Source organism: Pseudomonas sp. LAP_36 (assembly GCF_019456785.1).
Lineage (GTDB): Bacteria > Pseudomonadota > Gammaproteobacteria > Pseudomonadales > Pseudomonadaceae > Aquipseudomonas > Aquipseudomonas tritici.
This window is the reverse complement of sequence record NZ_JAHZMS010000003.1, coordinates 536107-561255: the sequence shown is the minus strand read 5'-3', so window position 1 is coordinate 561255 and position 25149 is coordinate 536107. Positions and strand designations below refer to the sequence as shown.

The following is a 25149-nucleotide window of genomic DNA, read 5'->3' as shown; positions in this document are numbered from 1 at the left end:
CGCATTCGCGCGCTCAAGGACCGACTGACCCGTTGGTATGTACTGGTCGGCGGCCTCGCTGTTCTCGGCGCCATCACCCTGATTTTCTTCTTTCTTGCTTATGTCGTCGCGCCCTTGTTCCAGGGCGCCTCATTGACCAAGGAAGACGCACTGACCCCGGCCTGGATCCAGGACGCCGGCAAGCCGCTGATGATCTCCCTCGAAGAACAGAACCAAGTTGCCATGCGGGTTTCCGACAAGGGCCAGGCGCTGTTCTTTGATGTGGCGACGGGCGCCGAACTCAAGCGTGTCGACCTGCCCCTGCCCGCCGGCACCAGCGTTGCGTCCATCGGTGAAGACCAACCCGGCAGCCCGCTGGTGATCCTGGGTTTGTCCAACGGCCAGTCCCTGGTGTTCCGCCACACCTATAAGGTGTCCTACCCGGACGGCAACAAAACCATTTCGCCTGCAATCGAATACCCCTACGGTGAAACCCCGATCGTGCTGGATGACGCCGGCCGTCCGTTGGAGCACGTCGCCCTCAATGCCACGGACTCCACCTTGGTAGTCGCCGGTTCGGCCGGTTCGCACTTGAACGTGCTGTCCCTGAGCCGCGAAGAAAACATGATGACCGGCGAAGTCACCAGTGAGCAGAAGCGTATCGAGCTGCCGCAAATGACTGAGCCCGTGAAGGCGATCTTCATCGACCCACGCCAGCAGTGGCTCTATGTGATTAACGGCCGTGCCCTCGCCGATGTATTCAGCCTGCGCGACAACAGCCTCAACGGTCGCTACAAGCTGCTGGAAGACGGCAACGCTGAAGTCACCGCCAGCACTCAGTTGGTGGGTGGTATCTCGCTGATCATCGGTAACTCCAAGGGCGGCCTGGCCCAGTGGTTCATGGCCCGTGACCCGGATGGCGAGCAGCACCTCAAGCAGATCCGCACCTTCCAGATGGGCACCACGCCTATCGTTGAAATTTCCGCTGAAGAGCGTCGCAAAGGCTTCACTGCCCTCGATGCCTCCGGCAAGTTTGGCGTGTTCCACAGCACCGCGCACCGCACGCTGCTGGTTGACCCGGTCGTCGACGGACAAGGCGTGTATGGCCTGTCGCCCCGCGCCAACCGCGTGATCGTGGAAGCCGGCGGTAAGTTGCAGCCGTTGATGCTGGACAACCCGCACCCGGAAGTCTCCTGGAGCGCGTTGTGGAGCAAGGTCTGGTACGAAAACTACGACGAGCCTAAATACGTCTGGCAATCGACCGCCGCCAACACCGACTTCGAACCCAAGATGAGCCTGGCCCCGCTGACCTTCGGCACCTTGAAGGCTGCGTTCTACGCCATGCTGCTGGCTGCGCCGCTCGCCGTTGCCGCGGCGATCTACACCGCTTACTTCATGGCTCCGAGCCTGCGCCGCAAGGTCAAGCCGGTGATCGAGCTGATGGAAGCCATGCCGACGGTGATCCTCGGCTTCTTCGCCGGCCTGTTCCTGGCGCCGTATGTGGAAGGGCATCTACCGGGGATTTTCAGCCTGCTGATGCTGTTGCCGATTGGCATCCTGGTCGCCGGCTTCGTGTTCAGCCGCCTGCCTGAGTCGATCCGCCTGCGCGTTCCCGATGGTTGGGAAAGTGCGATCCTGATCCCGGTGATCCTGTTTGTGGGTTGGCTCTCGCTGTACATGAGCCCCTACCTGGAGACCTGGTTCTTTGGCGGTGACATGCGTATGTGGATCTCTCACGACCTAGGCATCACCTACGACCAGCGCAACGCCCTGGTGGTCGGTTTGGCCATGGGCTTCGCGGTGATCCCGAACATTTACTCCATCGCCGAAGACGCTGTGTTCAGCGTGCCGCGCGGCCTGACCCTGGGCTCCCTGGCCCTGGGCGCCACCCCGTGGCAGACCATGACGCGCGTGGTGATTCTGACCGCCAGCCCGGGCATCTTCTCGGCGCTGATGATCGGCATGGGCCGCGCTGTCGGCGAGACCATGATCGTGTTGATGGCCACCGGTAACACCCCGGTGATGGAAATGAACCTGTTCGAAGGCCTGCGCACGCTCGCGGCCAACGTCGCGGTGGAAATGCCCGAGTCGGAAGTCGGCGGCAGTCACTACCGCGTGCTGTTCCTCTCGGCGCTGGTGCTGCTGTTGTTCACCTTCATCATGAACACCCTCGCCGAGCTGATCCGTCAGCGTCTGCGCAAGAAATACTCGTCGCTTTAAGAAAGGTAGAAGTCTGTGAAACAGAACTCCCTGAATGGATGGTTCAAGAGCGGCGCCCCGGGCGTCTGGATCAGCGGTGGCGCGGTGTCCATCGCGGTCATCATGACCATTGGTTTGCTGGCTGTGATTGCGGTGCGTGGTTTGGGCCACTTCTGGCCAGCCGACCTGATCCAGGCCAACTACACCGTACCGGGCCAGGCCAATCACATCGTCATCGGCGAAGTGGTGCAGAAAGAAGAAGTACCGCGTGAGCGCCTGAAAAGCGCTGGCCTGCCCGTGCCGGACCAAGGCCCGGAATTCATGACCCGCGAGCTGATCAAGGTCGGCAACCGCGACCTGAACGGCAACGACTTCACCTGGATCGTCGGCGAGTGGCTCAAGGACCAGACCACGCCTGCGAACCTGATGACCATCGAGCGGCGTGAGTGGGGCAACTTCTACGGCACGCTGGTCAACGTCAAACAGGATGGCAAGGTCATCGCCGAAGGCGAAGCTGCGTGGCCAGAGCTGCAGGCCCGTGTCGACCGCGTCAACAAGCTGGCTGCCCAGCTCAAGACCCTGGAGAAGTCCGACATTGGCGCGATCAACGCCGGCCTTGAACGCATCCGCCTGCACGGTCGCAAACTGGAGCTGGAAGGCAAGCTCGACGCCGCCGCCCAAGCCGACATGGACGCTGACCGCGCCGAACTGAATGCCCGTTACCAAGACATCGAAGCACGCTTGGCCGACCTGCATGCCCAGTTCAACCGCGACTCGCTGACCGCCCGTGACGGCAACGGCAAGGAAGTGGAAATCGGCATCGGCAAAGTGGTGCACGCCTACCAGCCTAACGCCATGGGCACGATGACCAAGATCGGCTTCTACTTCAGCAAGGTCTGGGAATTCCTCAGCGATGACCCGCGGGAGGCCAACACCGAAGGCGGGATCTTCCCGGCCATCTTCGGCACCGTGATGATGACCCTGATCATGGCAATGATCGTGACGCCGTTCGGCGTGCTGGCGGCGGTGTACCTGCGTGAATACGCCAAGCAGAACACGTTGACGCGCATCATCCGTATCGCCGTGAACAACCTGGCCGGCGTACCGGCCATCGTCTACGGCGTGTTCGGCCTGGGCTTCTTCGTGTATGTATTGGGTGGCTCGGTTGACCGCCTGTTCTTCGCCGAAGCCCTGCCGGCGCCGACCTTCGGTACGCCGGGCCTGCTTTGGGCTTCGTTGACCCTCGCGCTGCTGGCGGTGCCGGTGGTGATCGTGGCCACCGAAGAAGGCCTTGCGCGGATTCCTCGCACCGTACGTGAAGGTTCCTTGGCACTCGGCGCGACCAAGGCGGAAACGCTGTGGAAGATCGTGCTGCCGATGGCCAGCCCGGCGATGATGACCGGCATGATCCTCGCCGTGGCCCGCGCCGCCGGTGAAGTGGCGCCGCTGATGTTGGTCGGTGTAGTGAAGCTGGCCCCGTCGCTGCCGCTGGACGGCAACTATCCGTACCTGCACCTGGACCAGAAGATCATGCACCTGGGCTTCCATATTTATGACGTCGGCTTCCAGAGCCCTAACGTCGAGGCGGCACGGCCACTGGTGTACGCCACCGCCTTGTTGCTGGTGCTGGTGATCGCCACGCTCAACTTGTCGGCGGTGTGGATCCGTAACCACCTGCGCGAAAAATACAAGGCGTTGGACAGCTAAGCGGGCCGGACACGGTCAATGTGGGGGCTGGCTTGCCTGCGATGCAGACGACTGGGTTTAGCAGGTACACCGCGGTGATGCCATCGCAGGCAAGCCAGCTCCCACAGGGGCCAGCGCCAGACACAGATTTTTGAGTAAACCGCCCCGGCGGTTCAACGAAACGAATTGGTAGCACAGGGAGCATCCCATGCAACAAGACACCCATTCCCACGGCATCAACATGTCTGCCCTGGGTCGCGACAAGCAGAGCCTGAGCCTGGCCCAGGAAACCGTGGCCATCGAAGTGCCGGGCCTGAGCCTGTACTACGGTGAAAAGCAGGCGCTGTTCGACGTCAGCATGAACATCCCCAAGCAGCGTGTGACCGCCTTCATCGGCCCGTCGGGCTGCGGCAAGTCGACGCTGCTGCGCACCTTCAACCGCATGAACGACTTGGTCGACGGTTGCCGCGTGGAAGGTGCCATCAACCTCTACGGCACCAACATCTACCGCAAGGGCGAAGACGTGGCCGAGCTGCGTCGTCGCGTGGGCATGGTGTTCCAGAAGCCCAACCCGTTCCCCAAGACCATCTACGAAAATGTGGTCTACGGCCTGCGCATCCAGGGCATCAACAAGAAGCGCATTCTCGACGAAGCGGTTGAGTGGGCACTCAAGGGCGCGGCGCTGTGGGACGAGGTCAAAGACCGCCTGCACGAGTCGGCACTCGGCTTGTCCGGCGGCCAGCAGCAACGTTTGGTGATCGCGCGCACCATCGCGGTGGAACCGGAAGTGCTGCTGCTCGACGAACCTTGCTCGGCACTCGACCCGATTTCGACGCTGAAGGTTGAAGAGCTGATCTACGAGCTCAAGTCCAAGTTCACCATCGTCATCGTGACCCACAACATGCAACAGGCGGCGCGGGTTTCCGACTACACCGCGTTCATGTACATGGGCAAGTTGGTGGAATTCGGCGATACCGATACCCTGTTCACCAATCCGGCGAAGAAGCAGACCGAAGACTACATCACCGGTCGCTACGGCTAGGACGCTGTGGTTCTCATCGCACTGACGCTGCGGTTCTCCGCACCTTACCGGACGCTCCAAGGACGCCAACATGATTAGCAAAGAAGGCCTTACCCACCACATCTCCGCGCAGTTCAACGCCGAGCTCGAGGAAGTGCGCAGCCACCTCCTGGCGATGGGCGGGCTGGTGGAAAAGCAAGTCAACGACGCCGTCACTGCGCTGATCGAGGCCGACTCGGGCCTGGCCCAGCAAGTGCGGGAGATCGATGACCAGATCAACCAGATGGAACGCAACATCGACGAAGAATGCCTGCGCATTCTCGCCCGTCGCCAACCGGCAGCGTCCGACCTGCGTTTGATCATCAGCATCTCCAAGTCGGTGATCGACCTGGAGCGCATCGGCGACGAAGCCACCAAGATCGCCCGCCGTGCCATCCAGCTGTGCGAAGAAGGCGAAGCACCGCGTGGTTACGTGGAAGTGCGTCATATCGGCGACCAGGTGCGCAACATGGTGCGTGATGCACTCGACGCGTTTGCGCGCTTCGACGCTGACCTGGCCCTGTCGGTGGCCCAGTACGACAAGGTCATTGACCGCGAATACAAGACCGCGCTGCGCGAGCTGGCGACCTACATGATGGAAGATCCGCGCTCTATCTCGCGGGTCTTGAGCATTATCTGGGTACTGCGCTCCCTGGAGCGGATCGGCGACCACGCGCGCAATATCTCGGAATTGGTGATCTACCTGGTGCGCGGCACCGACGTACGGCACATGGGCCTCAAGCGCATGAAGGCCGAAGTTGAAGGTTCAGTCGATCAAATCCCTAATGTTCCGGGCGTAACTGACGATAAGTAAGGTTGCCCGAGAAATTAACGCCCGGCCTTTGGTCGGGCGTTTTCGTTTGCGGCAGCTGAATTTATTACGTCTCGGATGAAAGATAGTCCGAACGTGACTGCAGAGTTTTGGCAAAATGCCATCAGTCAGGCGTCTTGCGTGCCGAAGTTTTTATAGGATGAAGGGTCGATGAGTAAAGTCAGTGTATTGGTGGTGGATGACGCCTCGTTTATCCGCGACCTGGTGAAGAAGTGCCTGCGCAACTACTTCCCCGGGATCAAGCTTGAAGACGCGGTGAACGGTAAAAAGGCCCAGGCCATCCTGATGCGCGAATCCTTCGACCTGGTGCTGTGCGACTGGGAAATGCCGGAGATGTCCGGGCTTGAGCTGTTGACCTGGTGCCGTGAGCAACCTCACCTCAAGGCCATGCCATTTGTGATGGTGACCAGCCGTGGCGACAAGGAAAACGTGGTCCAGGCCATCCAGGCCGGGGTTTCCGGCTACGTCAGCAAGCCGTTCACCAACGAACAGCTGCTGAGCAAGGTCAAGCAGGCGCTGCATAAGGTTGGCCGCCTCGACGCCCTGGTCGCCAGCGCACCCACCAAGATGAACTCGGCCTTCGGCAACGACTCCCTGAGCGCCCTGACCGGCGGCAAACCCGAAGCGGTCAAGTCGGCACCAGTGGCTGCTGCTCCTGCTCCGAGCCGAGGCCTGCTCAACAGCCCAGCGGCTCAAGCGCCTGCCGCGGCATCCCCGGCCGGCGGTCGTGGTCAAGGTCAGTTGCGCCTGTCCAGTGGCACCCAACAATGCGTGATCAAGGCGTTGAGCATAAAGGAAGCGCTGTTGGTGGTCCGTCGCGGCGAAGTCCTGCCTCAGGTACTGGAAAGCGCCGTGCTCGACCTGGAACAAGGCGACAACGCTGAAGTGGCGCGCCTCAACGGCTACCTGCATGCCATCGTCGCCTTCGAACCCAAGCCTGATAGCGACTGGCTGCAACTGACCTTCCGGTTTATCGACCAGGACGCGCAGAAGCTCGACTACATCTCCCGCCTGATTGCACGCGGTACGGCGCAGAAGCATTTTGTGCCGGGTGCGTGATTTGTAGTGAGCGGGCTTGTCCCGCGCTGGGTGGCGAAGCCGCCCCAAAACCAGACGACGCGTTTCATCTGAAAAAATGCGGTGGCTGCATTAGGGCGGCTTCGCCACCCAGCGCGGGACAAGCCCGCTCACTACAGACTGTAACGATCGCTAGCTAATCTCCCGTGCAGTCATATCGGCAGGTTCACGCCATGCTCATGCGCTTACTACTGTGCTGCGGGCTGGCAGCGGTCGTCACTTCGACCCAGGCCATGACCCTCTACAAATCCACCGATGCCAATGGCGAGGTGTTTTTCAGTGACCGGCAAACCCCGGGTGCCCAGGCGTTTGTGATCCAGGAGCGTAGGGTCGAACGCGTGAAACCGCTGATGCCCCTGGCGCCCCAACCGCGTTATTCACAACAAGCCTACCGCTATCCCTTGCCCTGGCGCGGCGGCCCGTTCCGCCTGAGCCAAGGCCCCAACGGTAGCTTCAGCCACACCGACGCCAAGAGCCGCTACGCCATGGACATCGCCATGCCGGAAGGCACGCCGATCATTGCGGCGCGCAGCGGTGTGGTGGTGAAGACCGAGACTGAGCAGGAGGGGCGTGGCAGTGATGCCTCAGGCAATTTCGTGCGGGTGCGTCACGATGACGGCACCGAGGGCGTGTACCTGCACCTCAAGCAAGGTTCGGTGAGTGTCAGGGCAGGGCAGCGTGTAGCGGTGGGAAGCCCGCTGGCGTTGTCGGGCAATACCGGCAACAGCAGCGGGCCGCATCTGCATTTTGTGGTGCAGCGCGCCAGCGAGGCGGGGCTGGTGTCGATCCCGTACGAGTTCAACCAGCCAGTGGGTGCATTGCCCAACTTCGCGTTGGGCAATTGAGGGTTCAATCCAGCAGCAGCACCTTGGCCAACACGATTTTCGGCCCTTTCATCTTCTTGATGATGATGCGCAAGCCTTCCACCTCCAGCACTTCTTCCTCTTCCGGCACCCGCTTGAGGGTGTCGTAGATCAGCCCGGCCAGGGTTTCGGCTTCGATGTGGTCCAGGTCGACACCCAGCAGGCGCTCCACCTTGAACAGCGGGGTATCGCCGCGTACCAGTAGCTTGCCCGGTTGATAGGCCAGGATGCCGCGCTCGGCCTTACGGTGTTCGTCCTGGATATCGCCAACCAGTACTTCCAGCACGTCCTCCATGGTGAGGTAGCCGATGATGTTGCCATCGGCTTCCTCCACCAGGGCGAAGTGCGCGCCGCCTTTGCGGAACTGCTCCAGCAACTGCGACAACGGCATATGCCGCGACACACGCTCCAGCGGGCGGGTCAGCTCGGCCAGGTTGAAGGATTCGGGGATGTGGTCCAGGGCGGCCAGCTCCAGCAGCAAATCCTTGATGTGCAACAGGCCCACGAACTCGTTGCGCACCGCGTCATATACCGGGTAACGGCTGAATTTGTGACGACGGAACAGCGCGAGGATTTCCTTGAGCGGGGCGTTGAAGTCCAGGGTCACCAGGTCTTCCCGGGAGTTGGCCCAGTCCACCACTTCCAGCTCGCCCATTTCCACGGCGGAGGCGAGTACGCGCATGCCTTGGTCGCTCGGGTCCTGGCCACGGCTGGAGTGCAGGATCAGTTTGAGTTCTTCGCGGCTGTAATGGTGTTCGTGGTGCGGGCCAGGCTCGCCTTGGCCGGCGATGCGCAGGATGGCGTTGGCGCTGGCGTTGAGCAGGTAAATCGCCGGGTACATGGCCCAGTAGAACAGGTACAGCGGCACCGCAGTCCACAGCGACAGCAGCTCGGGCTTGCGAATTGCCCAGGACTTGGGCGCCAGCTCGCCAACCACGATGTGCAGGTAGGAAATCACGAAGAAGGCGGCAAAGAACGACACGCCTTTGATGACTTCCGGGGACTCGACGCCCATCGCGCCCAGCAGCGGCTCGAGGATGTGTGCGAAGGCCGGCTCACCGACCCAGCCCAGGCCCAGGGAGGCGAGGGTGATACCCAGCTGGCAGGCCGACAAGTAGGCGTCGAGCTGGCTGTGTACGGTGCGCAGGATCTGCCCGCGCCAGCCGTTGGTGTGGGCGATGGCCTCGACCCGAGTGGAGCGCAGTTTGACCATGGCAAATTCCGCCGCAACGAAGAAACCGTTGAGCAGTACCAGGACCAGTGCAAAAAGAATCATGCCGAAGTCGGCGAAGAGCGTAGCGAGGGTGATACCAGGGGAAGGGTCCATGATGGGGTTTTGCAGGTTCCGTGTTCAATAAAGGGTGGCAGGTGAGCCTGAAGGGCAGGCGCAAGTCGGCCAATGTAGCGGCTGACGGGGCGCTTGCCTAGTGCCCACTGCCGGGCGGGGCAAGGAAGACAATCTCCAAAACAACTCATATCCCTGTGGGAGCGGGCTTGCTCGCGAAAGCGGTGGCTCAGTCAACTCATTCGTAGCTGACCCACCGCATTTGCGAGCAAGCCCGCTCCCACAGTTAGTCCAGCGTCGTTTTCGAGTTACTCGTCTGTGCCAACCACCCGCGAACGCGTCATCTGCGCCGGCGGAAAATGGCAGGTAAACGTACTGCCATGCCCCAGCACGCTACTGATTTCCAGGCGGGCGCGGTGGCGCAAGAGCACGTGCTTGACGATCGCCAGGCCGAGCCCGGTGCCGCCGGTGTTGGAGTTGCGGCTGGAGTCGACGCGGTAGAAACGCTCAGTCAGGCGCGGCAGGTGTTTGGCGTCGATGCCGATGCCGGAGTCCTGCACGCTCAAGTGTGCACCCTGTTCGTCGGCCCACCAGCGGATGCGGATATTGCCTTTGTCCTGGGTGTACTTCACGGCGTTGAACACCAGGTTGGAAAACGCGCTGCGCAACTCGCCTTCGCTGCCTTTGAGCAGCACGGTGGGGTCGGCTTCCAGGGTGATCTGCTGCCCGCGTTGACCGGAGAGGGCCTGGGCGTCGTTCTTGATGGTCTGCAACAGGCTTTGCACCGCCACCGGATGGTTATCCGACGGGTAGTCCGTTGCCTCAAGCTTAGCCAGCAAGAGCAGGTCGTTGAGCAGCGTCTGCATGCGCGAACCTTGCTGCTGCATCTGCTGCAGGGCCCGGCTCCAGCGCGGGTTGATCTCGTCGACGTTGTCCAGCAGCGTCTCCAGGTAACCGCAGATCACGGTCAGAGGCGTGCGCAGCTCGTGGGAGACGTTGGCGACGAAGTCTTTGCGCATCTGTTCCAACTGGTGAATGCGGGTCACGTCGCGCACCAGCATCAGGTGTTCGTTGTTGCCGTAGCGCGTCAGGTATAGCTGGATGCGCACGCGGTCATTGGTGGGCGAGGGGATTTCCAGGGCTTCTTCGTAGTTCTCCTGTTCGAAGTACTCCTTGAAGCGCGGGTGGCGCACCAGGTTGGTGACCGGCTGGCCGCTGTCCTGGGGCGTCTTGAGGCCCAGCAGGGTTTCGGCCGCGCGGTTCCACCATTCCAGGTTGCCGTCGCTGTCGAGCATGATCACCGCGTCTTTGAGCGCGGCGGTGGATTCCTGCACCCGGTCGATCACCGCCTGCAGGCGCCCGCGCACCCGTTGGTCGCGGCGTTGCAGGTGGTAGATGCTGTCGAACACCTCACCCCATAGACCGTAGCCATCGGGTGGTGCTTCGTCGGGTTTGTGCTGGCGCAGCCATTCGTGCAGACGCAGCAATTGCTTGAGGGTCCAGCCCAGGTACAAGGCGATGCCGACGGCCAGGCTCCAGCCGTAATAACCACTGACCAGGCCCACCAACAGGCAGCCGGTGATCAGCAAAAGCATGTGGCGGATCAGGGTGCCATGCCAGTTTTGATTCACTTGAACATGCGTCCTTGTCAGCTGTTAAGTCGGGCTCTTAAAAAAGATGGCAGGCTCAGCCCTTGGTGGAAAACCGATAGCCAGTGCCGCGCACGGTTTGTACCAGATTCTCGTAGGCTTCGCCCAAGGCCTTGCGCAGGCGGCGGATATGCACATCCACGGTGCGCTCCTCCACATACACGTTGCCGCCCCACACTTGGTCGAGCAACTGGCCACGGGTATAGGCGCGCTCCTGGTGGGTCATGAAAAACTGCAGCAGGCGATATTCGGTAGGGCCCATCTCGGCCGGCGTACCGTCGATGGTCACGCGGTGGCTGATCGGGTCCAGCAACAGGCCGCCGACTTCAATCGGCGCTTCGCCATCGGTGGGGCCGGCGCGGCGCAATACGGCTTTCAGACGAGCGACCAGTTCGCGTGGGGAAAACGGCTTGGTGATGTAGTCATCCGCGCCGACTTCCAGGCCCTGAATCTTGTTGTCCTCTTCGCCCTTGGCGGTGAGCATGATGATCGGGATGTCTCCGGTCAGCTCGTCACGCTTGAGACGGCGGGCCAGCTCGATGCCGGAGGTGCCGGGCAGCATCCAGTCCAGCAGGATCAAGTCCGGCTTGCGGTCGACGATAATGGCATGGGCCTGCTGGGAGTTCTCCGCCTCCAGGCAGTCATAGCCGGCCATTTCCAACGCAACGGCGATCATCTCGCGGATGGGCGCTTCGTCGTCAACAATCAGAATGCTCCTGCCAACCATGCTCAAAAATCCTCTTGTCATTTAACTGTCTTGCGCCGCATTAGATAACGGAATTATTGCAGTCGTGTGACAGTAATTTAGTCGCTCGGGCAATTCTCGCCTCTGTGGACTACGCTGTGGGTCCGAATCCTGACAACCAAAATAGGAAGGTTCCGATGACTTACAGCACGATTTCCTGGAAAGCCCTGCTGGTAACGGCCGTGTTAACGCTGCCGACCCTGGCGTTCGCGGCGGAGCCGGCGATGACTAAAGATGGGATGCTGGTCGACCACAAGGGCATGACCCTCTACACCTTCGACAAGGATGCTGACGGCAAGTCAGTGTGCAAGGACCAGTGCGCGACCAACTGGCCGCCGCTGAAGGCTGAGTCCACCGATACCTCCATGGGCAAATGGACCGTGATCACCCGCGACGACCAGACCAGCCAGTGGGCTTATGACGGCAAGCCGGTCTACACCTACAAGGATGATAAAAAGGCCGGTGACAAGACCGGTGATGGCAAGGGTGGGGCATGGCATGTGATCAAGCCCTGACCACGCGGTGCTTCTGACGCCTTCGCGAGCAAGTCGAGGGCGTCAGTTCGATCACCACGAAAAACGGCGCTCAGCGAAACGCGTAGTCCGCCACAATTCCGACAAAAATCGCCAACCCCGCCCAGTGGTTGTGCAAAAACGCCTTGAAGCACTTCATCCGATCCTTGTCGCGGGTGTACCAGAACTCCCAGGCAAAACATCCAGCCGCCGCCAGCAACCCCAGGTGGAACCAGCCGCCCAGCTCAAACCGTGTACCGGCCAGCAACAGGCACACCAACGCCAGGCCCTGCAGGGTAAGGATAATCACGCGATCGGCATCACCGAACAGAATGGCGGTGGATTTCACGCCGATCTTCAAGTCGTCGTCACGGTCGGTCATCGCGTAATAAGTGTCATAGCCCACCGTCCAGAGCAGGTTCGCGATGTACAGCAGCCAGGCAGCGGCGGGCAAGCTGCCGGTCTCGGCGGTAAACGCCATCGGCATGCCCCACGAAAACGCCGCGCCCAGCACCACTTGAGGGTAATAGGTGTAACGCTTCATGAACGGGTAGCTCGCCGCCAACGCCAAACCACCGAGGGACAGCAGGATAGTGGTGGCGTTAGTCAACAGCACCAGCAGGAAACTGATGCCCATCAGCACTGCAAAAAACACCAGCGCTTCCTTGGAACTGATCTTGCCGCTCACCAGCGGGCGCTGCTCGGTGCGCTTCACATGGCCGTCGACCTTGCGGTCGGCCCAATCATTGATCACGCAGCCGCCTGCCCGGGTCAGCACCACGCCCAACACGAAAATCACGATGTTGATAAAGGACGGCGAACCCTTGCCGGCAATCCACAGCGCCCACAGCGTTGGCCACAGCAGCAGGTAGATGCCAATGGGTTTGTCCATCCGGGTCAACTGAATGAAATCCCAGGCCCTCGGGTTAAGGCGGTTCAGGGATTTGAGCAGGCGTTGATACATCAGCAGTTCTCCGGATGGGCATGCAGCGCGTGCCAGAAGCTCGGCAAAAAGATCTCCGCCACCAGCACGCTCAGCGCACCGCGATCAAAGCGTGAGCGGCGTGCCCACAGCCCGTCGGCCTGGTCCGCCGTGGGCAACCACTGCCGCGGGTAATGGCACACCTCGATCGCCTGGCGGGTGAAGGCCTGGTCGCAAAACAGCAATTCGCCCAGTGATCGGCTGCCCAACTCATCCATGTGCAAGCCGTCGCCCTGCAAGGCACTGCGCGCCGCCACACTGCGCGCGAACACCCACGGCTGGCCCTGCCCACGCAAATACACTTCACGCACCCAGCCGATACTGGCCGGCGCCAGCGCCAGGGCAGCACATTCATCATCGCGCAGTGGCTGCCAGCCTTCGAACAGTGGCGTCACGCTGAAGCCGTCGTCCGACAGCCATGTCAGCCGCCGGGTGAGCGAGTCTTCGTTGAACAGCCAGTTGAGGGTCAAGGGCGCGGGCGCAGGGATCAAACGGCTCTGGGTCAGCCACTGGCAAGCATCGGGAAGGTCGATTGAGTGCGGCACGGTGAGTCAGTATTGGCAGCAAAAGAGGCGGCGAGCTTACCATGGCACCTTGGACTTTTGCCGCGCTGAACCGGTGCCTTGCGTCGATCGTGCTTGCATCTGCCGGCCCCGATCAGTACAAAACGCCCTGAGCCGCACGGCAACGCTGGATCCATCGACCGTCGGCCAAACTGCCTGGACCCTGAGGAAGCAAGTAATGAAGAAGTGGCAATGTGTAGTCTGCGGCCTGATCTATGACGAGAAAGACGGCTGGCCGGATGACGGAATCGCTCCGGGCACCCTGTGGCAGGACGTCCCGGAAGACTGGCTGTGCCCGGACTGCGGCGTGGGCAAAATGGATTTCGAAATGATCGAAATCGGCTGATCTGCAAATTTAAGAACCGTACTACAAGGAGAAAGGAATGAACGCACCTGTCGTGATCATCGGCACAGGATTGGCCGGTTACAACGTGGCCCGGGAGTTTCGCAAGCTCGACAGCGAGACCCCATTGCTGCTGATCACCGCGGATGACGGGCGCTCCTACTCCAAACCCATGCTCTCCACCGGCTTTGGCAAGAACAAGGAAGCCGATGGCCTGAGCATGGCCGAACCGGGCGCCATGGCCGAGCAACTCAAGGCCGAAGTGCGCACCCACACCCGCGTCAGCGGCATCGACCCCGGCCACAAGCGCCTGTGGATCGGCGAGGAAGCGGTGGCCTACCGCGACCTGATCCTGGCTTGGGGCGCAGAAACCGTGCGCGTACCGGTTGAAGGCGATGCGGCTGAACTGATTTTCCCGATCAACGACCTCGAAGACTACGCACGCTTCCGCGCTGCCGCTGCCGGCAAACGCCGCGTGCTGCTGCTCGGCGCAGGCCTGATCGGCTGCGAATTCGCCAACGACCTGATCCTTGGCGGTTATGAAATCGACTTGGTGGCGCCGTGCGAACAAGTCATGCCGACCCTGCTGCACCCGGCAGCGGCCGCGGCGGTGCAAGCCGGGCTGGAAGGCCTTGGTGCACGCTTCCACCTGGGCCCGGTGCTCAATCGCCTGCTGCGTACCGCAGGCGGCCTGGAAGCGCACCTCTCGGACGGTGAAGTGATCGCCTGCGACCTGGTGGTCTCCGCCATCGGCCTGCGCCCACGTGTCGACTTGGCCGCTGCTGCCGGCTTGCAGACCAATCGCGGGATCATGGTGGACCGCCACCTCAAGACCTCCCACGCCAACATCTACGCTCTGGGCGACTGCGCCGAAGTCGACGGCTTGAACCTGCTGTACGTGATGCCGCTGATGAGTTGCGCCCGCGCCCTGGCCCAGACCTTGGCCGGCAATGCCACGGCCGTCAGCTACGGCCCGATGCCAGTGACCGTCAAGACGCCGGTCTGCCCGCTGGTGGTTTCACCCCCACCACGGGGCACCGAAGGCGTGTGGAGCGTTGACGGCGAGGGTGCCGACATCAAGGCCCTGTGCCGCGACGCCAGCGGTCGCCTGCTGGGTTACGCACTGACCGGCACCGCCGTGATGGAAAAACTTGCCCTCAACAAAGAACTTCCGCCACTGCTGGCGTAAATACCGGTCGTTCTGTCGGAATAAGCACGTTTTTCACCCTAGAAAGGTCGCCGCGAGACTGGCGGAGCGTGCGAGGGCATGCCATCCTCACTCCCGTCTGCCGCAGAGTAGAGCCTGCGGCGCTTTGGGCGTTGCTCCAACGATGAGCAGCACGGACATAACAACAAAAAACCGTCAAAGAGGCTTCACTTATGCGTAAACCAGAACTCGCAGCCGCCATCGCTGAAAAAGCGGATCTCACCAAAGAACAGGCCAACCGCGTCCTCAACGCCGTTCTCGAAGAAATCACTGGCGCCCTGCACCGCAAGGACAGCGTCACCCTGGTTGGCTTCGGCACCTTCCTGCAACGCCATCGCGGCGCCCGCACCGGCAAAAACCCGCAAACCGGTGAGCCGGTGAAAATCAAGGCGAGCAACACTGTCGCGTTCAAGCCGGGCAAATCGCTGAAAGACACTGTTAACGCGTAATGGCGTTACCGTCTCGAAGGGGGCGGGGTGGTAGGAAAAATGGGCACGCCGACTGGATCGGGTGCCCATTTTTTGTTTAGGCTAGCAATCAATGGCTCTTTTTCTTTTCATCCAAATAAAAATTCAGATATTTCTTTGGTCTTTCTTGAAAGGCCCGTGCCTGACCGAACCCATACGCCTCATCAAAGGCTTTGTAAGCCTCGGCCTTTTTTCCCAATTCGAGAAATACCATTCCGACGTTTATCAGTGGGCCGGTATCAATATCTGACTCTCGGCCATCAAGCGTCTTTTGTGCCCATGACTCAGCTGCCTGGAAATCGCCGCTGTCGAAGTGAAGGTTGAAGAAAGAACCTGTAACCCACGACGATAAGGGCGCCCACTCAAGCTTTGGCTCAGGCAGTAAATCCCATGCCTGTTGGTACAGGACCTGCGCTTCAGTTTTTTTGTTTTGCTCATCGAGATCATTGCCCATCGCCATGACAGCCATGATTTTGTCTGCCAGTGTTGGATTTTCGTCTGCCAAGTCTTTCATACATAATCCTTACTAATATTTAGGCTTTTCTGCCGGGCCGATAAAGTCGCCGGGGTCCTTGTACCGGTCCGTCAGCAGTGCGCCTTTTGATCGGTTGTGGGAATAGTATTCCAGCTCATAGTTGTCAGGATCGCGCATCCAACCTCTCACTTCCTTGGTTTTAGCTCCGTGGTAACCACCTTTGCTGTTCCAATATTTAACAGCATCGGTTTTATGAGCCATATCAGCATCTTTGATCGAGTACCACTTTTTATCAGTGCTCTGGAACCGCATGTTTTTTCCGGAGCCAACTATTTTCCCTTCGGCTCTCATCCGCGCTATCACCGCTTTCCCTGTACGGCTGGCTTTGCCTGGTGTTCTACCCACGGAGTTCAGACGGCAGGACAAGCCGAGTGGGTCGATCCAACCGAACGGATTGGACGCGTACGCATAGAAATTCAAACCTCCGTGTAAACCTATCGGATCCGGCGTTGTAAACCGCCCCACATCCGGATCATAAAACCGGAACGTGTTGAAATGCAGCCCCGTCTCCCGGTCCAGATACTGCCCCTGAAACCGCAGGTTCTGCTCTTCAATGTAATAAGGCTCGCGCACTTCCTCCAGCGTGTTGCCCCACACCCGATAAGTCGCCTGCCAGACGCTGTGCCCATCGGCCTCGGTCAGTTGTTCGGGCAACCCGTTCAGGTCGTTGTGGTAGTAGCGAATCTTCTGCAACGGACCAGTACCGTCGACGCGGGCAAGGGGTTCATAGCCGTCATTGTCGTAAACATAAAGACTGGTCTGACTGTGCTTATGCTCCTGCAATAACCGCAGTCCGTCCCAGGTGAATCGAGTTTCTCCCAGCGGATAACCATCACTGCCATGCTCAGTTTTCTCGATGCGTCGACCCAGCGGGTCATAGGTCATCCTGACCACGCTGCCTTTTTCATTACGCACTTCGATCAGTCGGCTTTCGGCATCGTAGGCAAAACGTTGCAACCCGCGCTTGGCACTGCGCTTTTCAATCATCCGTCCAAACGCATCGTAGCGATAACGCTTGTCCTGATAAGTCAGCAGCTTGTTATGCACCACCAACCCGGCACCGGCCTGGGGACCGTCTAGCAAGTTGGCTGCGGCGTCGTAGGCGAAGGTTTCACGCTGGCCGTGCAGGCTGTCCTGGCTGGCGATGATGCGGCCGGTGGCGTCGTAGTGCAGCAACTGGCGGTGTTGCGCAGCGGGTTGTTGGTCGAGTTTGCCGATCAGGTTGTCGGCGGGGTCGTATTCAAACTGTTTTTGCACCGCAGCGGGCAGCAAGGTTGACTGACTGGCGTGACGGCGCTGGCGTGAACGCAGGCGGCCGCTGCGGTCGTATTCGCTGCGGGTGCTGAGCTGGCCCTGGGTGCGCAGCACTTCGCGGTGCAGGCGGTCACGCTCGAAGTCGCTGATGACCTGGCCGTCCAGGTTGACCTGGTGCAGGTGGCCGCTGCCGTAGTACAGGCGGTTGAGCCAGCGGCCTTCCGGCAGTTGGGTTTGGATCAGGTTGCCAAGTTCGTCGTAGTGGTGTTGCAGGTTGCCTGCCGAACTCTGCTCGCAAAGCAGTTGGCCGAGGGCGTCGTAGGCAAAGCCCAGGGCTTGGGCGTTGCCCTGCGAATCGGTGAAGGTGACAGCCGTGAGCTGGTCCACCGCATCGTAGCTGTAATCGGTACGGCCATCGTCGGTGGTTTTGGCGATGAGCCGGCCAACCGCATCACGTTCCAGCCGATGAATGATGGGTGCGGGCGGCGTTTCGGGCACCAGGGCCAGCCCGTTTCCGTAAGGCGCCGGCACAGCAGTCACCGCCGTGACATTATCCAGCGGGTCATAGCTGTAGTGCTTGGCGCTGCCGTCGAGGTCTTGCTGTTCAGTCAGCCGATCCCCGGCGTCCCACGCAAAACGATAGCGTTCGCCGTTCTCGTTGATTAGCGCTTGCAGCCGTCCATAGCTGTCATAGCCGAACTGCACCTGCCGCCCATGTGCGTCGGTGCGTTGGCGCACTTGGCCACGGCGGTTGTGTTGGTAAAGCGTGGTGTGTCCGGCCGGGTCGGTGTAACCCACCAGCTGACCGCTGACATCGCGCTGATAGTGCTCGGTGCGGCCGTCCGGCAGTTGGGTACTGAGCAAGCGCCCCTGAGCGTCGTAGATAAATTGAGTGCGCTCGCCAAGGGCGTCGGTGATGACCTGCAAATACCCCCGCTCGTCGTAGCTGAAGCGCGTTGGATAACCTGAGCAGTCGATGTGCTCGGCCAGTTGCCCGAACGGATTCCAGCGCAGTTTTTTGCTTTTGCCGGTGGCGTCAATAATTTCCACGGGCTGGCCATGAGCGTCATAGCGGTAGCGCGTGACGTTGCCCAGCGGATCGGTTTCGGCAATGCAATTGCCGCGCGGGTCGTAGCGATACTGCCAACTGTTATCGGCGGCGTCGGTTTCTACCAGCGGCAGCGCCCAGTGTTCCAGCCACAAAGTCGAGTCGCTGCGGCCCAGCGGGTCGGTCTCGCCTATCAGGTTGCCGCTTTCATCGTAGCTGTACTCATAGCGCCCACCCAGGGGGTCGGTGGCGCTGAGCAATTGGCGTTCGTCGTTCCACTCGAACAGCCAGGTCTGACCGAGATTATCGCGGTACTGAATGATCTGGTGCTGAGTGTTCCAATGGCGAGTGCTGACGCGCTGCAAACCATCGGTGATGCGAGTGAGGCCAGCCTTCAAGTCATAGTCGAACTGGTAAGTGTCACCCTCATCGGTCCAGTGCCGAACCACGCGCCATTCCAAATCCTCAATCAAGGCCCATTCATAGAAGCAGCGCAACCCGGTGGGCAATTGATGCTCCACCATTCGCTGACCGATGTCGTAGGCAAAACGCCGTTGCACCTGGCCGGTTGCGTCACGCACCTCAGCCAGATTGCCGGCCGTGTCGTAGCCGTAACTAACGAGCACTTCGCGGCGTTGGTCGGGGTACAGGCGCTCAATCTGGGTCAGATGGTCTTGGTCACGTATCAGCTCAACCTGCACCAAGTCGAAAGTATCGCGCAGACGTACCAGGCGCCCTACTTCGTCATAGTCAATATGGATGCGGTTGTCGTTGCGATCGCCCAGTTGGCTCAGACGCAGCAGTGAGGGATTGGCCGGAGTGGGTTCGAACAAGCGGTAGAGGCCGTCGTCGCTTTCAATCAACAACTGCCCATTGAGGTGTCGCCGCACGGCGAGCCCTTCACCGGGGCTGAATACCGCGCCGCCCAACGGGATCGAACCCATGTCAATCGGGCGTCCCTGCTCGTCGGTATAGATCAGCGTCTCGCCGCCTTCGGGATGCGGGCGGATCTCTACGCACACTTCATAGGGCACGCTCCAGCCAGCGCCAAACAGGCTGCCCGAGCGTTCGTCGCGGCTGTTGTAGAAGCGTTGCCAGTCGATCGGCAGGATGCCGGGTAAGACGAAGTCCAGCTCTTCGACGTCGCCCAGTACCTTCGCGCCTGTCGCCGCATGTACCGGATTCGACGAACCCATCGCTGCGTTGGCCATCGCCCCCATCGCACTGCTGACCGCCATCGAAGTGGCTCCGCCGATCAGCATGCACGGCAACTTGCTGAAGAACTTGCCCTTGCCACCCTTGAGCATCAACAACGCCGTGACCGCCAACCCCACACCCGGGGTCTTGCCGCTGCGTATTTCACGCACCACCACCGAACCACCGCCAATGGTCACGTTGGAAGAAATCAGGCCCGACGACACCACGGTTGCATCGCAGGTACTGCGATCACCGCTGCGCACCGCCGGCTGGCCGTTGACCGTGACCTTGTCCGACCCTTCGGCAAGAAACTGCGGCGGCATCGGTGGGTGCTTCATGCACACCACCAGGTCGAGCGGCTTGGGCACGGCGCCGGGCGCGGGAGTCGCAACCGTAGGGCGCCACATCTGCGAGAAGAAGCTCCCGGCCATGTCCAGGTAACTGGCTTCTGGCTCGGGCGCGGGCTCTTCTAACTCGGTCCCAGCTGGCGCGACATGGGAACTGATCGCCCCGGCGGCGCGGGCGGCGGGGATGTTGTTGGTCAGGGTGTTGGTGGAGCCGGTAAGAATATTGGCCTGCACCGTGGGCGGAAACAGCGCGTTGGCGAACGTGTCGCATAAATTCGTCAGGCCTTTGTCGGCCCCGGTCTTGCTCATGGCCAGGCCGACAATCGTGCCCACCACGGCACCCAGCAGGAAACAGCCAAGCCCACCGGTCGCAACGGTAATGCCAGTGGCGGCAACCACCGCAGCGGTTGCCACGGCGGTGATCGCGATATTGGCCGCCACCTCCAGCACCCCGCCAAGGATGTCCGCCATCATCGAGGTGTGGGAGAGCGCATCGCCCATCCGGGCAGCCCAGAGTGCATCAGACAAGGACTGCACTTCCGTGCCTGATTGAATTGAACGCACAACTTTCCATAGTCGCCGTGTCCTTGAGTGTCATGGCATACGCATCAGTGCTGTCTTCAACCGTTTTATCAGCGTGGGACTTTCCAGGCATGCCAGTGGGGTGATGTTGTCCAGTGCCGGAACCTTTTGCCCGATCCACCACAACCCCTCCTCAAGGCCCCGTTTCCCGCGCAGTATCACTGCCATGTCGAGATGGCCGCCCAAGGCCTTGGCCAGTTCACGCGCATCGTCGTCAAGGTAGTCTTCTTCATACAAGGCCACTGTGCTCTGCCAGTCCGCGTCACCCGGGTATTCGTTTTCCAGTCGTTCCATGTTCAAAAACCTGCAAAGGAGATCAAGTTGCTGCCGGTCGGGTTGCGTGCCGATGGCGCCAGGATTCCATCATAGCCGTTGGCCTTGGCCCAGTTGCCGATCTGATGGGTCTCGGTGTACTTCGAGCCGGTGATGCTTTTAAGGCTGACCCCTAGCTGTTTGCGCACATCGGCGCGGGTCAGGTCCAAGACATTATTGAGCTGCACTTTCTTGCTGACCAACACCCGTTTGGACAGGTCGACCTTCCAGTGCGTGACCTCGCCCAGCGCGGTTTTCCGTGAGTTCGCGCCATACACCCCGCCGACGCCTTTGGTGGTGTAGCGGTGTGTGGACTCCACATTCCACTTGTGCGCCTGCCAAGTGGTCCCGATGCGCCCCGGTTCCTCGAACCGATACACGGTGCGACTGACCTTGCGCCCCTTGGGTGGGCTGGAGCATTTCATCAGGCCCAGCGGGTCAATCCAGCTCAGCGGGTTGGGCGCATATTGATAGAGATTCAGGCCGCCGGCCAGACCGATGGGGTCGGGTGTGGTGAAGCGCCCGATATCCGGGTCATAAAAGCGCAGAGTGTTGTAGTGCAGCCCCGTTTCCCGGTCCAGATACTGGCCCTGGAAGCGCAGGTTCTGTTCTTCGATGAAATAGGGTTCTCGGCTTTCCTCGACGGTATTGCCCCAGACTTCATAGCGCGCTTGCCACACCGTATGGCCGTCGCTCTCGGTGAGGCGTTCGGGCAAACCGTTGAGGTCGTTGTGGTAGTAGCGGATTTTTTGAAAGTCACCTGTGCCATCGATACGGGCCAGTGGTTCGTAGCCCTCGTCGGCATAGATATAGAGGCTGGTCTGCTGATTGCAGTGCTCCTGCACGAGTTGCAGCGCGTCCCAAGTGAAACGTGTCTGGCTCCGCTGCACACCGTTGCGGTCGTAGGTGGTCTTGGCGGTGCGCCGGCCCAGCGGGTCATAGGTCATGATGACCCAGGAACCGTCATCGTTGTGCACCTGTGCCAGCCGTTGCTCCGCGTCGTAGCTGAAGCGTTGGGTGCCGCGCCGAAGGCTGCGCTTTTCAACCATCCGGCCAAAACCGTCATAGCGGTAATGTTTGTCCTGGTAGGTCAGCAATCGGTTGTTGGCGACCTGTCCTGAGCCGTCCAGCAGGTTAGCCGCCGGGTCGTAGCGGAAGGCTTCCCGTTGGCCCAAGAGGTTGTCCTGGCTAGCCAGAATGCGGCCGGTAGCGTCGTAATGCAGCAATTGGCGGTGTGCCGCGCCGGGCTGGCTGTCGTAGCGTTCGACCAGTTGGTCGCTGTCGTCATAGCCCAAGCGTGTCTGCGCCGGTGGATGTAACAGCGAGTGGTCCGGTTGGCGGCGCTGGCGGGCACGCAGACGTCCACTGCGGTCATATTCGCTACGCGTACTGATACGGCCCTGGGTGCGCAGCACTTCGCGGTGCAGACGGTCCCGCTCGAAGTCACTGATGACCTGCCCATCCAGGTTGACCTGATGCAAGTGCCCGCTACCGTAGCGCAGGCGGTTGAGCCAGCGGCCGTCGGGAAGTCGGGTCTGGGTCAGGTTGCCCAATTCGTCGTAGAGATGCTCCAGGCAACCGGCGGCGCTTTGTTCGAGGGTCAGCTGACCGAGGGCGTCATAACCGAAGCCCAGGGTTTGCTGCTCGCCATCGTGCCCTGTAAAGGTGATGGCTGTGACTTGGTCGAGTTCATCGTAGCGGTACGTCGTGCAACCATCTACGGTGCGCTTGGCGATCAGCCGGCCTGCTGCATCCCGCTCCAGATCATGAATGATGGCGGGCTCGGCGTCGGACGATGCGAGGGTTTCTACCTGTGTGACATTGTCCAGCGGGTCGTACGTGTACCGTTTTCGACAGCCGTCCAGGCGCTGTTCGAGGGTCAGGCGATCACCGTCGTCCCAGTCGAATCGGTAGTGCTCACCATTTTCGTTGGTCAGGCTGTGCAGGCGGCCATAGACGTCATGGCTCAACTCCACACGGCGGCCATGGGCGTCGATGCGCTGGCGCAACTGGCCGTTCGACGAATGCTCGAAGCGCGTGGTGTGGCCGGCAGGGTCGCTGTAGCCGATCAACTGGCCGCTGGCGTCACGCTGATAGTGCTCGCTGCGCCCATCGGGCAACTGCTTGCTGATCAGTCGGCCCTGATCGTCATAATTGAAGGTGGTGCGTTCCCCGAGCGCGTCGGTACTGGCCAGCAGCAAGCCTCGCTTGCAGTAGCTCAAACGGGTGGTAAGGCCCGTACAGTCGGTGTGCTCGCTCAATTGACCCAGTGGGGACCAGCGCAAGGTCTTGCGCTTGCCGCTGGCGTCGATGATCTCCCTGACTTGGCCGTGTCCGTCATAGTGATAGACCGTGCGGTTGCCCAGTGGGTCGGTTTCGCGAATGCAGTTGCCCCGCGAGTCGTAATCGTACTGCCAGGTATTGCCAGCGGCATCGGTCTCCGCCAGTGGCAGCGCCCAGTGCTCCAGCCACAAGGTCGATTCACTGCGCCCCAGGGGGTCGAGGGTCTCAGTCAGGTTGCCGGCATCGTCGTAGCTGAACTGATAATGCCCACCGAGAGGGTCGGTTGCGCCCAGCAGTTGGCTATCATCATTCCACCGGAAGGCCCAGGTTCGCCCCAGTGCATCGGTGGACGCGATGATCTGGTGTCGCTCATCCCAGTGTCGACTGCTGACGCGCGCCAGCCCGTCGGTGATACGGGTGATGCCTGTATCCAACGCATAGTCGAATGTGTAGGTGTCCCCGGCCTCCGTCCAATGCCGGACAACACGCCATTCAAGGTCGTCAACCTTGGCCCACTGATAGAAGCAACGAAGGCCGGTGGGCAATTGATGCTCGACCATGCGCTGCCCGGCATCATAGGCAAAACGGCGCTTCACGTGCCCGTCGGACTGGCGTACAGAGGCCAGGTCGCCACGGGCGTCGTAGGCGTAATGCATCAGTACTTCACGGTGTTGGTCGGGATACAGGCGTTCGATTCGGCTGACGCGATGGGGCCAAGTGTTGTCGTACGTCAGCTCGACCCTCACCAGGCCAAAGGTGTCACGCAGGCCCTGCAGGCGACCATCGTCGTCATAGTCGAGGTGGATTCGGTTGTCGTTGCGATCTCCCAGTTGGCTCAGGCGTAGCAACGATGCGTCCTGTGGCGCCGGATCGAATAGCCGGTACAAGCCGTCTGCGCTTTCGATCAGCCACTGGCCGCTCAAGTGACGCTTGACGCTGAGGCCTTCGCCAGCGCTGAACACGGCACCCCCCAAAGGGATCGAACCCATGTCGATACGTCGACCCTGCTCGTCGATGTACAACGCGTAGTCGCCCCCTTCAAGGTGAGGCAGCAGCTGCACGCTGACTTCATAGGGCACACTCCAGCCGGCACCAAACAAGCCATCGCGGCGTTCATCCCGGCTGTTGTAGAAGCGCTGCCAGTCGATGGGCATGATCCCGGGCAAGGCGAAATCCAGCTCCTCGGGGCCGCCCAGCACTTTGGCCCCCGTGCTCGCGTGCACCGGATTGGAAGAGCCCATGGCGGCGTTGGCCAGCGCGCCCATGGCCTGACTGACCACAAACGAGTTGACGCCTGCCAGCAGCATGCAGGGAAGATTGCTGAGGAACTTGCCTTTACCCCCCTTGAGCATCATCAGCGCGGTGACGGCCAGGCCAACGCCCGGCGTCTTGCCGCTGCGGATCTCGCGCACCACCACTGAGCCCCCGCCGATCGTCACATTGGGCGAAATCAGCCCCGACGACACCACGGTGGCGTCGCAGGTGCTCCGGTCACCGCTGCGTACCGCCGGTTGACCGTTGACCGTGACCTTTTCCGAGCCTTCGGCCAGAAACTGCGGCGGCATCGGCGGGTGTTTTGTGCAGGTCACCACGTCCAGCGGTTTAGGGACTGCACCGGGCGCTGGCGTGGCGACGGTGGGGCGCCACATTTGCGCAAAGAACCCTTTGGCCATGTCCAGGTAGCCGGGCTCTTCGCTGTGTTCCAGTGCTGGCGGCGTTGTTTCGGTTTCGGTGCCCGCAGGTGCAACGTGGGAGGGCACGACGCCGGCCGCGCGCGCAGCGGGCAAGGCGTTGATCAGTGTGTCGGTGGACCCGCTGAGGATTGTGGCCATGACCGAGGGAGGGAACAGCGCGTTGCCGATTCCCTCGCACATGGCGCTCAACCCCTTGTCGGCCCCGGTCTTGCTCATGGCGATGCCGACGATGACGCCGACTACCGCCCCCAGCACGCAGGCTCCCAGTCCACCGGTCGCGACGGTAATGCCGGTAGCCGCCACTACCGCAGCGGTTGCCAGCGCGGTAATCGCCACGTTAGCCGCCACTTCCAGCACGCCGCCGAGGATGTCCGCCATGACAGAGGTGTGGGACAGCCCATCGCCCAGGCGCGCAGCCCAGAGCAGTGCGTCAGACATGCAAAGGCCG

Annotated in this window: 19 protein-coding genes; 10 read left to right on the top strand and 9 right to left on the bottom strand. The window is 61.0% G+C overall.

Annotated features, from left to right (window positions below):
• Positions 1–165 precede the first annotated feature (165 nt).
• The 6 genes from JBO08_RS13680 (at position 166) to JBO08_RS13655 (ending at position 7678) form a co-directional block, all read left to right on the top strand.
• Complete coding sequence (locus JBO08_RS13680; protein ID WP_175403037.1) at positions 166–2199, top strand: ABC transporter permease subunit; 2034 nt, start codon at positions 166–168, stop codon at positions 2197–2199.
• A 15-nt stretch (positions 2200–2214) separates the two neighbouring features.
• Positions 2215–3885, top strand: a complete 1671-nt coding sequence (gene pstA / locus JBO08_RS13675; protein ID WP_065880302.1) for a phosphate ABC transporter permease PstA — start codon at positions 2215–2217, stop codon at positions 3883–3885.
• A 187-nt stretch (positions 3886–4072) separates the two neighbouring features.
• Positions 4073–4906, top strand: coding sequence for a phosphate ABC transporter ATP-binding protein PstB (gene pstB, locus JBO08_RS13670; protein WP_049710890.1), 834 nt, complete (start codon positions 4073–4075; stop codon positions 4904–4906).
• 70 nt (positions 4907–4976) lie between these two features.
• Positions 4977–5738: a phosphate signaling complex protein PhoU gene (gene phoU / locus JBO08_RS13665; protein ID WP_049710891.1), complete on the top strand. Its 762-nt coding sequence runs from the start codon at positions 4977–4979 to the stop codon at positions 5736–5738.
• A gap of 168 nt (positions 5739–5906) precedes the next feature.
• Positions 5907–6815: a response regulator gene (locus tag JBO08_RS13660; RefSeq protein ID WP_065875512.1), complete on the top strand. Its 909-nt coding sequence runs from the start codon at positions 5907–5909 to the stop codon at positions 6813–6815.
• 191 nt (positions 6816–7006) lie between these two features.
• Positions 7007–7678, top strand: coding sequence for a M23 family metallopeptidase (locus tag JBO08_RS13655; protein WP_065875511.1), 672 nt, complete (start codon positions 7007–7009; stop codon positions 7676–7678).
• Between the two features lie 4 nt (positions 7679–7682).
• Here the strand turns inward: JBO08_RS13655 and JBO08_RS13650 are convergent, their stop codons facing one another.
• The 3 genes from JBO08_RS13650 to phoB all read right to left on the bottom strand — a co-directional run bounded on the left by JBO08_RS13650 (position 7683) and on the right by phoB (position 11357).
• Positions 7683–9023 (bottom strand): hemolysin family protein, encoded by a 1341-nt coding sequence (locus JBO08_RS13650; RefSeq protein ID WP_065875510.1) that lies wholly within the window; start codon positions 9021–9023, stop codon positions 7683–7685.
• Positions 9024–9289: 266 nt separating this feature from the next.
• Entirely contained in the window at positions 9290–10612 is a 1323-nt protein-coding gene (gene phoR, locus JBO08_RS13645) for a phosphate regulon sensor histidine kinase PhoR (RefSeq protein WP_065946069.1), read from the bottom strand.
• A 55-nt stretch (positions 10613–10667) separates the two neighbouring features.
• Complete coding sequence (gene phoB / locus JBO08_RS13640) at positions 10668–11357, bottom strand: phosphate regulon transcriptional regulator PhoB (RefSeq protein ID WP_010207570.1); 690 nt, start codon at positions 11355–11357, stop codon at positions 10668–10670.
• A gap of 155 nt (positions 11358–11512) precedes the next feature.
• Between phoB and JBO08_RS13635 the strand changes: the two genes are divergently transcribed.
• Complete coding sequence (locus tag JBO08_RS13635; RefSeq protein ID WP_065875508.1) at positions 11513–11890, top strand: hypothetical protein; 378 nt, start codon at positions 11513–11515, stop codon at positions 11888–11890.
• Positions 11891–11960: 70 nt separating this feature from the next.
• Here JBO08_RS13635 and ubiA read toward each other — a convergent pair whose 3' ends face one another.
• Both ubiA and JBO08_RS13625 read right to left on the bottom strand, forming a co-directional pair.
• A complete protein-coding gene (gene ubiA / locus JBO08_RS13630; protein ID WP_065875507.1) occupies positions 11961–12851 on the bottom strand; it encodes a 4-hydroxybenzoate octaprenyltransferase in 891 nt (296 codons plus the stop codon).
• Positions 12851–13414 (bottom strand): chorismate lyase, encoded by a 564-nt coding sequence (locus JBO08_RS13625; RefSeq protein ID WP_065875506.1) that lies wholly within the window; start codon positions 13412–13414, stop codon positions 12851–12853. The genes ubiA and JBO08_RS13625 overlap by 1 nt, the downstream gene beginning before the upstream one ends.
• 196 nt (positions 13415–13610) lie before the next feature.
• Between JBO08_RS13625 and JBO08_RS13620 the strand changes: the two genes are divergently transcribed.
• The 3 genes from JBO08_RS13620 to JBO08_RS13610 all read left to right on the top strand — a co-directional run bounded on the left by JBO08_RS13620 (position 13611) and on the right by JBO08_RS13610 (position 15431).
• Positions 13611–13778, top strand: a complete 168-nt coding sequence (locus tag JBO08_RS13620; protein WP_003213373.1) for a rubredoxin — start codon at positions 13611–13613, stop codon at positions 13776–13778.
• 37 nt (positions 13779–13815) lie between these two features.
• Positions 13816–14964: an NAD(P)/FAD-dependent oxidoreductase gene (locus JBO08_RS13615; RefSeq protein WP_065875505.1), complete on the top strand. Its 1149-nt coding sequence runs from the start codon at positions 13816–13818 to the stop codon at positions 14962–14964.
• Between the two features lie 191 nt (positions 14965–15155).
• On the top strand, positions 15156–15431 hold the full coding sequence (locus JBO08_RS13610; RefSeq protein ID WP_003176958.1) for an HU family DNA-binding protein: 276 nt from the start codon (positions 15156–15158) through the stop codon (positions 15429–15431).
• An 88-nt stretch (positions 15432–15519) separates the two neighbouring features.
• Here JBO08_RS13610 and JBO08_RS13605 read toward each other — a convergent pair whose 3' ends face one another.
• From JBO08_RS13605 to JBO08_RS13590, 4 genes are all read right to left on the bottom strand, one after another.
• Complete coding sequence (locus JBO08_RS13605) at positions 15520–15963, bottom strand: hypothetical protein (RefSeq protein ID WP_065875504.1); 444 nt, start codon at positions 15961–15963, stop codon at positions 15520–15522.
• A gap of 12 nt (positions 15964–15975) precedes the next feature.
• Positions 15976–20358, bottom strand: a complete 4383-nt coding sequence (locus JBO08_RS13600) for an RHS repeat-associated core domain-containing protein (protein WP_220074658.1) — start codon at positions 20356–20358, stop codon at positions 15976–15978.
• A gap of 66 nt (positions 20359–20424) precedes the next feature.
• Positions 20425–20706: a hypothetical protein gene (locus JBO08_RS13595; protein WP_065875503.1), complete on the bottom strand. Its 282-nt coding sequence runs from the start codon at positions 20704–20706 to the stop codon at positions 20425–20427.
• A gap of 2 nt (positions 20707–20708) precedes the next feature.
• Positions 20709–25139 carry an RHS repeat-associated core domain-containing protein gene (locus tag JBO08_RS13590; protein WP_220074659.1) on the bottom strand — a complete coding sequence of 1477 codons (4431 nt, stop codon included), beginning with the start codon at positions 25137–25139 and terminating at the stop codon, positions 20709–20711.
• Positions 25140–25149 lie beyond the last annotated feature (10 nt).